Here is an 8,055-nt window from a genome sequence, read left to right as displayed (position 1 = left end):
AAATTTTTTCTAGTTTGTTTTAATTCTGTATCCCCAGGAAAATTCCTGTCGAAAAAAAAATCCCCTGGGAAAAGGGGTGGTGGAGGATGGAACATTTCAGTTAAACAAGCGTAACGTTATTCCGCCTTTCGATTCCCAAGCGGAACCCCGTTTTGATCCCAGCCGCGCAGGCGGTAGTAGTCGTCCAGCATGGTATCCAGTTCCTGCCTGGTGATGATGTTCCGGCCATCGTTGATCGGTTCGCTGAAGAACCTGGCCGGCAGCATATCGTCTGCCCGGGTGGCACCTTCTCTGGTGTTAAAAAGGCGGGTGGCGGTGACAATCCGGTTGGCCAGCCGGGCCAGCTCCTCTCCGGTGTACTCCCAACCGGTGCTGCCTTTGATCATGGCCACCAGGTCGTCCCACTGGATCAGGTCGCGGAAGAAGACGCAGAAAATCATGGTGTTGAAAACCGTCAGCCGGTTTTCAAATTCAATAAAGAGGGCTGCTTTCCCTTCGGTGGTGGAGGGGTCGATCATCCCGCTCAATTCCGGCTTGTAAAAGGTGGCCCGCAGGTGGCAGGCTCCCCTGGGCGAGGTGGCGTAGGCCAGACCCATCCCTTTCAACACCCGGGGGTCATAACCGGCCGGCTCCAGCCCCTTGACGTGAATGGCCAGGTCTTCCAAACCCAGCTCACTGGCTACACGTTTTATCCCCAGGGCAAGCAATTCCCCCGAACCGCGGACGTTGGCGATATCCTCCAGCAGGCGAGCCGCTCCTTCGGCATCGCCGTAAGCCGGGTAACCTTTTACCCGGCCTCTTTCCCCGGCCTCCATCATCAAAGCCACCAGGTTCCCGGCGGTAATGGTGTCCATGCCAAGCCGGTCGCACAGGTCGTTGAGGTAAATGACCTGGCCCAGGCTGTTGATGCCGCACAACCCGCCGAAGGCATAAATGGTCTCGTACTCGGGGCCTTCCACCTTTAAGCCGGCGTATTTTCCTTCCTTTACGGTGGTCAGCTTGCCGCAGGTCAAAAAACAGTTGGGGCAGGCCCTGGGCCGCACTTCAAAATTCTTGAGTAATGCATCCCCGCTCAAGTTCTCCCAGTTCGGGTCGGTACCCATGGACCAGTAACGGGCCGGAAACGCCCTGGCACCGTTCATGGTACCCACCATAACCGTGGTGCCGTAGGTCTGGTAGGCCCTGACCCCCGGGTTGTCCCTGCCCTTTTCCCTGATGCGGCGGGCGGCTTCTTTCAAAAGAGCCGGGTCGGCAGCCTTACAGCTGGCTTCCCCGTGGAATACCAGGGCTTTAAGCTTTTTGGACCCCATTACGGCACCCATGCCGGTGCGCCCGGCCGAGCGCCAGTAGTTGTTTTCAAGGCAGGCAAACCTGACCAGGTTTTCTCCCGCCGGCCCGATGACCACGGCCTGAGCTTCCTTCCGCCCCACTTCCGCCAGCACGGCGTCTTCCGTGGCGTAAGTGTCCTTGCCCCACAGGTGGGAAGCATCGTGGAAAATCACGTTCCGGTCGCTGATTTCTACATACACGGGCCTCTCAGCCGCACCTTCGACAATAACTGCGTCGTAGCCGGTGCGGCGTATGGCCGGAGCCACCCGCCCGCCGGCATAAGACTCGGCGTAAAAGCCAGTCAGAGGAGATTTGCTGAAAACCCCGTAGCGGCTGGACCCGGGCAGCACCGTACCGGTAGCAGGACCGGTAGTGATAATCAACTTGTTGGCCGGGGAGAGGGGGTCTATCCCCGGCTCCAACGCGCGCAGCAACAGGTATGTGCCCAGCCCTTTCCCACCCAGGTAGTCCCGGTACACGCTTTCCGGCAATTCCTCCACCGCAAATGATTGACTGGAAAGGTTCAGGCGCAGTAACCTGCCGTAAAAACCGTACATCTTAAGCCTCCTTCCCCCGAGCCATCTCCACTCTCCATTACCCTGTCGGCTCCTCTCCTTCCGGTGAGCCCCGGGGACCAAACTGGAGCCCCGGTTCAAAGCTCCGGCACGCCAGTGCAGAGATTGAAACCGCACACAATTAGCAATCATCCCAACCAGGCCTCTGGCAAAGTGAGTGCCGGGCTCAATTCACGCGCTCCCGGGCAAAACAGGAGCTTTTAAAAGCCGGGGAGGCCCGGGCTCCTTCCAGTTATACGTCTTTTTTAACCGGCCACTTCGGCCAACACTTCTTCCAGAATGGAGAAGCCCATATCCAGCTGCTCGTCCGTAATGGTCAGGGGCATGAGCATGCGGACAACATTGCTGAATATGCCCGCCCCTATGATGATCAGGCCGCGCTTGTAGCACTCCTGGATGATGCGGCCGGCCTCCTCCTTGGCCGGTTCTTTCGTCTTCCTGTCCTTGACCAGTTCCATGGCCACCATGGCCCCCAGCCCGCGGACATCTCCAATAAGAGAATATTTTTCCTGCATGGCCCGCAGGCGCCCCATGGCCATCTCCCCGATTCTGGCGGCCCGGTCCGCCAGCTTCTGCTCCAGCATGTAATCAATGGTGGCCAGGGCCGCGGCACAGGAAATGGGGTTGCCGCCGTAGGTGCCGCCGATGTGTCCCGGATCGGGCGCATCCATGATCTCCGCCCGGCCGATCACCCCGCTCAAGGGCAACCCGGACGCAATAGACTTGGCCACGGTCATCAGGTCGGGCTGCACGCCCCAGTGCTCCACGGCGAACACCCTGCCGGTCCGGGCAAAACCGGTCTGCACTTCATCCACAATAAGGATGATGCCATGCTCTTCGCAGAGTTCCTGCAGTCCCGGCAGGAACTCCGGCGGGGGTACAATAAATCCGCCTTCACCCTGTACCGGCTCAATAATCATGGCGGCGATATTTTCCGGTGCCACCTCGGCGGCAAAGAAACGGGTGAAATTCTCCAGGCAGTGCAGGCCGCACTCCGGGTAAGTGGAATTGAAGTAGCAGCGGTAACAGTACGCCGAAGGCACCTTGTACACTTCCGGAGCGAAGGGACCGAAGCCGAACTTGTAAGGCTTTACCTTGCTGGTCAGACTCATGGCCATCAGGGTCCGGCCGTGAAAGGCGCACTCGAAGGCGATAATACCCGGTTTTCTGGCATAAAAACGAGCTATCTTGACGGCATTCTCCACCGCCTCCGCCCCGCTGTTGGCAAACATAGCCTTTTTATGCTCGCCTTTAACGGGGCAAAGGCCGGCCAGCTTTTCAGCCAGGTCCACGTAGTTCTCGTACATGGTTACCATAAAGCAGGTGTGCAGGAGCTTGTCGGCCTGGCTTTTAATGGCGTTGACCACCGGCTCCGGACAGTGGCCGGCGTTCAAGGTGCCGATACCGCCGTAAAAGTCAATAAACTCATTCCCGTCCACATCCCTGATCAAGGCTCCTTTTGCTTCTGCTACGAAGACGGGAGTGGCATTGGAAATGCCCCGCGCTACGTACCTGTTCTTCTTGTCCAGCATGCTGCTCGACCTGGGACCGGGTACGGACGTAACTTTTTGAAGCATCACATGCAAAACCTCCTGCTTTAATTTTCAGAAGAGAACGGGTATTGGGACTTTATACAATTTACATTCCTCACATTAATGCAGATAGAATTGTTGGCTGAACATCATTTCTTCTTGTAAAAAAGAAAAATGGGAAATCCAACCTAATGCATGCTCAAATTAATCTTAAGCTATCTATAACGAGTTTTTGAGTTTATTTCCTGAAATATCTCAATTGCAACATGATACAACCATGCATTCATGTAATGCGGTTCTGCATTAACCTATCACAAAAACAAATCAAAATAAGCTACATACCAGCAAAAAGGCATTGCCATCATGCTCTTAAGCAATCCTCCTGATTTGCGTAAGGAGGAACCTCAAGAGACACTAACAATGCCCGCATAAGCTGAACCAAATCACCCGTATAATCCTCGGACAACTTTCTATTATTACTTTTTCTAACGACCGCCCAAATAAGCTTTTTTAACCTCTGGATCAAGCAGGAGATCGCAGGCTTTACCACTTTTAACAATTCGCCCCGTTTCCAGAATATAACCGCGGTGAGCGGTTTTAAGCGCCATTACAGCGTTCTGTTCTACCAGGACAATTGTTTTCCCCATTTGATTGATCTCTCGTAGCACTTTGAATATTTCCTGAACAACCAGAGGAGCTAGACCCATAGAAGGTTCATCCAAAAGAAGCGTATCAGCCCCAGTCATGAGCGCCCTACCGATAGCCAACATTTGTTGTTCTCCACCCGAAAGACTCGCCGCATTCTGCTTTTTCCTCTCGGCAAGACGGGGAAATAAATTATAAACCCGCTGTAGATCATTTTTAATCTCGCTGTTTTTCCGGTTGCATGTTGCCACCATTAAATTTTCTTCAACTGATAACTTGGTAAAGATACCACGCCCTTCTGGTACATGAGACATACCAGACCGGGCAATCATATAAGAAGGGAGGCGAGTTATTTCCCGACCCTTAAACCAAATCCGACCAACACCCGGGCGAACCATTCCTGAAATCGCCCTCAAGGTACTGGATTTGCCGGCACCATTAGCACCGATCAGGGTTACGATTTCGCCTTCAAAAACGTTAAAGGAAATACCATGCAAAGCCTTAATACCACCATAAGCCACCTCAAGATTTTCAACGAGAATTGCATTGTTCATTTAACCCACTTCCTCTTCACCCAGGTATGCTTTGATCACCACCGGATCGCCTTGTACTTCCACAGGTGTACCTCGCGCAATGATCTCTCCGAAATGCATTACGGTGATGTAATCACAAAGCTCTTCAACCAGACGCATCTGGTGCTCTATCAAAAGGATGGTTAGCCCAAACCTATCTTTTATATCCCGGATCAGACGGACTAAATTCAGTACTTCGTGAGGATTCATTCCAGCGGCAGGTTCATCAAGGAGCAAAAGTTTAGGTTGTGTAGCCAATGCACGAGCTATTTCCAGTTTTCTCTGCATCCCGTAAGGCAGGTTACCTGCCTTTTCATCAGCGCGACTGCCAAGCTCGAAAAGATCTAATAATGTTATAATTCTTTCATCCACATTATTGGTTATGCCTATATTTAAAATTCCCCTCCATAAGCCCCGTATTTGATGCAATAAACCCACCTGTATATTTTCGATAACCGTAAGATCATTAAACAGACGCAAATTTTGAAAAGTCCGGGCAATACCGAGGCGGGAAATTTCATATGGCTTTTTACCAACCAGGTTAATACCCCGGAAAATGATTTCGCCACTATCCGGCTGGTAAAGACCGGTGACCAGGTTAAAAAGAGTTGTCTTCCCGGCACCATTGGGACCAATTACACCGTAAATCTTACCAGGCTCAACTTTTAGGGAAAAATTAGAAACTGCCCTTAGCCCTCCAAAAGAAAGACTTAAAGCTCTGATCTCCAACAGCAACTCCATTATCAGGAGCCTCCTTGCGTTCGAGCTTCATTTTGAGTGATTTCTCCAGCAAGAATCGAGCGTCTAAAGCATCGGCCCCCCAATCGAAACTTTTTGAAGCGAACAAGGCTGATTAACCCCTCTGGCAAGAAAAGAATGACCAGGCAAATGGCCAGCCCCAGAATAACCAGGTAGACCGAGCTATCGCCCCATGCAACCCACAGAATCCGATTTCCTACATACAAAACAATAGCTCCAATAATCGGCCCCAGAACGGTACCGATTCCACCAAGCAAAACCATAATAACCATTTGATCGGCAATCAGTGGGCCAAGGACACTATCCGGATGAATATAAGTAATCCAATAAGCATAAGCCGCACCGATCATACCTGGAAAAAGGGCGCTTAAAGCAAATACCAGAACTTTTATCCATGCGGTATTAAGACCTAAAGATTGAGCAGCAGTTTCTTCTTCGCGTACTGCTTTTACTTTTAAGCCAAAATAACTTTTTTCAAAAACGAGGTAAGAGAATAGAAAAACCAGCACCGCAAAGCCAAACATTAGAAAATAGAAAAATGGTTCATTAAGAAAAGCTGGGAGCCTTAACCCGTACGGCCCTCCTGTCACATCCAAGACCAGTACAAGCTGGCGCATCATCTCAGCAAAGGCCCAGGTCCCGATAGCAAAATAAGCACCACTGAGTCTTAATGTGGGATAACCTATCAAAATCGCAAAGAGAAAGGTCAAGAGACCTGCAACAAGCATGGCAGGGAAAAATGATAAATTAAAATTGGAGATCAAAAGACCGGCAATATATGCACCAATGCCAAAAAAAGCTCCATGTCCGAAACTAATATATCCCATGTAGCCACCGATCATGTTCCAGCTTAAAGCAAGCCCTATCCACATAAAAACGCCGGTAATAATACGTAACCAGAATGAACTAATAATAAATGGCACCAAGCACAAAATAAACAGGAAGCTTAAAACTAATATAAATTGCAGCGTACGACTTAAGAGCCTGGATTGCAAGCCAACCTCTCCTTTCACCAACCTTTGCCAAGAATGCCCTTTGGAAAGAAAAGCAGAATTAAGTACAGCACGAAGAATAAAATAAGAAAAACGTATGCTCCTCCGAGATAAACAGTAACAAAACTGGCAATCATACCCAGCAATAGACCTGCCGCAATGGCTCCAGAAAAAGACCCCAATCCGCCGGCAACAACAACAAAAAAGGCAAAAGCTGTATAGCGAATACCCATCTCAGGAAAGACGGAAAAAATGGAGCCAATAAATATGCCCGACATACCCGTGAGCCCGGTATAAATAGCATAAACCAGCCGCGCGAGGCGATGAGAATCAATGCCCATCAGACCGGCAATTTCACTATTTTCAGCAGCAGCACGGATGGCTATGCCCGTTTTTGTTTTATAAAGAAATATCATAAATAAGACGGTAACCAGGAGGGCAAAAAAAGTAGCACAGACACGTAAAGCAGGTAAAGCAATTCCCAATACTGTGATACTCTTTTCGGACAGAAAGGTCACCAGGTTTCGATTATTGAATCCCCACAACGTAAGCGCAGATCCACGAAAAAAGGTGGACAGACCAAAAGTGAAAGCCAGAGCCATCAGTGCAGCACTGCGGTGCCTGATATTTCGCACTTTCTGAAGTACTGGTTGAAACAGGAAACCGATCAATCCAAATAGCAACATTACAACAGGAAGAAGCAACAAAGGGTCGATATGAAAAAGTTCGTTAACCCAAAAAGCAGTAAATGCCCCCAGCATTACCCATTCGCCAACTGCAAAGTCAATGATATCCATTACACCGAAGGCAAGAGAAAAGCCTACGGCAATGGCAATAAAGATACCCCCGATTAATATTCCATTCACCAACGTCTGCACGAATAATTCCATATTGCTACACCTTTCTTCACGTCTTAGGAATTTATAAATGGACTCATGAGGAAACCGGCGCAAAGATACGCCGATCCCCTCATTAAAGAAAACCAGGATAATTACCGGGCATTATAAGGCGGAACCGGATAAACGGGCTGTTTCTCCCTTGTCTCTTTCGGACCTACGATAACCTGTTCCCCTTTCATCAACTGAATGGTCAAGGGCTTTAAACCCGTATTATTATGGTACCAGTTACCTTCCTTGGCAAATTTAATAGGCCCGAAAAATGTATCTACCTGAACCTCTTCCAGCGCTTGAACCAGCTTATCCCTTTGCTCTTCGGAAAGAGGCGGAGTGGCACCGATTTTTGCCAGAGCAGCAGCAAACACTTCCCCAGTTGCTGCACAGCCCGCCTCTGTATAATCAGGTATGCTCCCCCACCGCTTTTTGGCGAGCTCAACGTAATCTTTGGTGGAACCAAAAAGCTCGTCTTTGTATTTTACTTCTGGAGTCCAGACAGCCGCCCCCATCACGAAGTCGGAATCTTTACCAAGGTTCTTTATAAAGTCCGGTGTGGTAATACCATAGTGCATTACAAAAGCTTTTGGTATAAAGCCCAGAGATTTGCACGCCTTGATTATTTCCATGTGTTCTTTTTCATGACCGCCTACTGCCAGTATATCGGGAGAAAGACCTTTGATAGCACTAATTAATGGTGTAAAGTCCGTACCTGCCGGTACGATGTCATATTTAACCACCTGTATACCTTCTTTTTCGGC

General features: G+C 49.8%; 7 protein-coding genes. All 7 read right to left on the bottom strand.

Translation table 11 applies throughout. From position 1 onward, the window contains the following. Positions 1-116 precede the first annotated feature (116 nt). Positions 117-1,886, bottom strand: coding sequence for an aldehyde ferredoxin oxidoreductase family protein (locus ACPLUI_RS08055; protein ID WP_424659752.1), 1,770 nt, complete (start codon positions 1,884-1,886; stop codon positions 117-119). Positions 1,887-2,149: 263 nt separating this feature from the next. Further along, a complete protein-coding gene (gene gabT, locus ACPLUI_RS08050; protein ID WP_424659753.1) occupies positions 2,150-3,481 on the bottom strand; it encodes a 4-aminobutyrate--2-oxoglutarate transaminase in 1,332 nt (443 codons plus the stop codon). A gap of 440 nt (positions 3,482-3,921) precedes the next feature. Continuing rightward, positions 3,922-4,635 (bottom strand): ABC transporter ATP-binding protein, encoded by a 714-nt coding sequence (locus ACPLUI_RS08045; RefSeq protein ID WP_424659751.1) that lies wholly within the window; start codon positions 4,633-4,635, stop codon positions 3,922-3,924. Continuing rightward, positions 4,636-5,394 (bottom strand): ABC transporter ATP-binding protein, encoded by a 759-nt coding sequence (locus tag ACPLUI_RS08040; RefSeq protein WP_424659750.1) that lies wholly within the window; start codon positions 5,392-5,394, stop codon positions 4,636-4,638. A 2-nt stretch (positions 5,395-5,396) separates the two neighbouring features. After that, positions 5,397-6,407, bottom strand: a complete 1,011-nt coding sequence (locus ACPLUI_RS08035) for a branched-chain amino acid ABC transporter permease (RefSeq protein ID WP_424659749.1) — start codon at positions 6,405-6,407, stop codon at positions 5,397-5,399. A 14-nt stretch (positions 6,408-6,421) separates the two neighbouring features. Then, positions 6,422-7,294 (bottom strand): branched-chain amino acid ABC transporter permease, encoded by an 873-nt coding sequence (locus ACPLUI_RS08030; RefSeq protein ID WP_424659748.1) that lies wholly within the window; start codon positions 7,292-7,294, stop codon positions 6,422-6,424. A gap of 101 nt (positions 7,295-7,395) precedes the next feature. Then, the coding region (locus ACPLUI_RS08025; RefSeq protein WP_424659747.1) for an ABC transporter substrate-binding protein at positions 7,396-8,055 on the bottom strand (660 nt) is incomplete at its 5' end.

It is taken from the genome of Desulfofundulus sp., assembly GCF_049701015.1.
Classification (GTDB): Bacteria; Bacillota; Desulfotomaculia; order Desulfotomaculales; family Desulfovirgulaceae; genus Desulfofundulus.
The sequence above is the reverse complement of the archived record's forward strand: the minus strand, read 5'-3'. Positions and strand labels throughout refer to the sequence as shown.

What these genes read in the sequence shown, in the direction of transcription:
- ACPLUI_RS08040 (WP_424659750.1), bottom strand. Translation starts at nt 5,394, where the DNA reads ATGGAGTTGCTGTTGGAGATCAGAGCTTTAAGTCTTTCTTTTGGAGGG.
- ACPLUI_RS08045 (WP_424659751.1), bottom strand. Translation starts at nt 4,635, where the DNA reads ATGAACAATGCAATTCTCGTTGAAAATCTTGAGGTGGCTTATGGTGGT.
- ACPLUI_RS08055 (WP_424659752.1), bottom strand. Translation starts at nt 1,886, where the DNA reads ATGTACGGTTTTTACGGCAGGTTACTGCGCCTGAACCTTTCCAGTCAA.
- gabT (WP_424659753.1), bottom strand. Translation starts at nt 3,481, where the DNA reads ATGCTTCAAAAAGTTACGTCCGTACCCGGTCCCAGGTCGAGCAGCATG.
- ACPLUI_RS08030 (WP_424659748.1), bottom strand. Translation starts at nt 7,294, where the DNA reads ATGGAATTATTCGTGCAGACGTTGGTGAATGGAATATTAATCGGGGGT.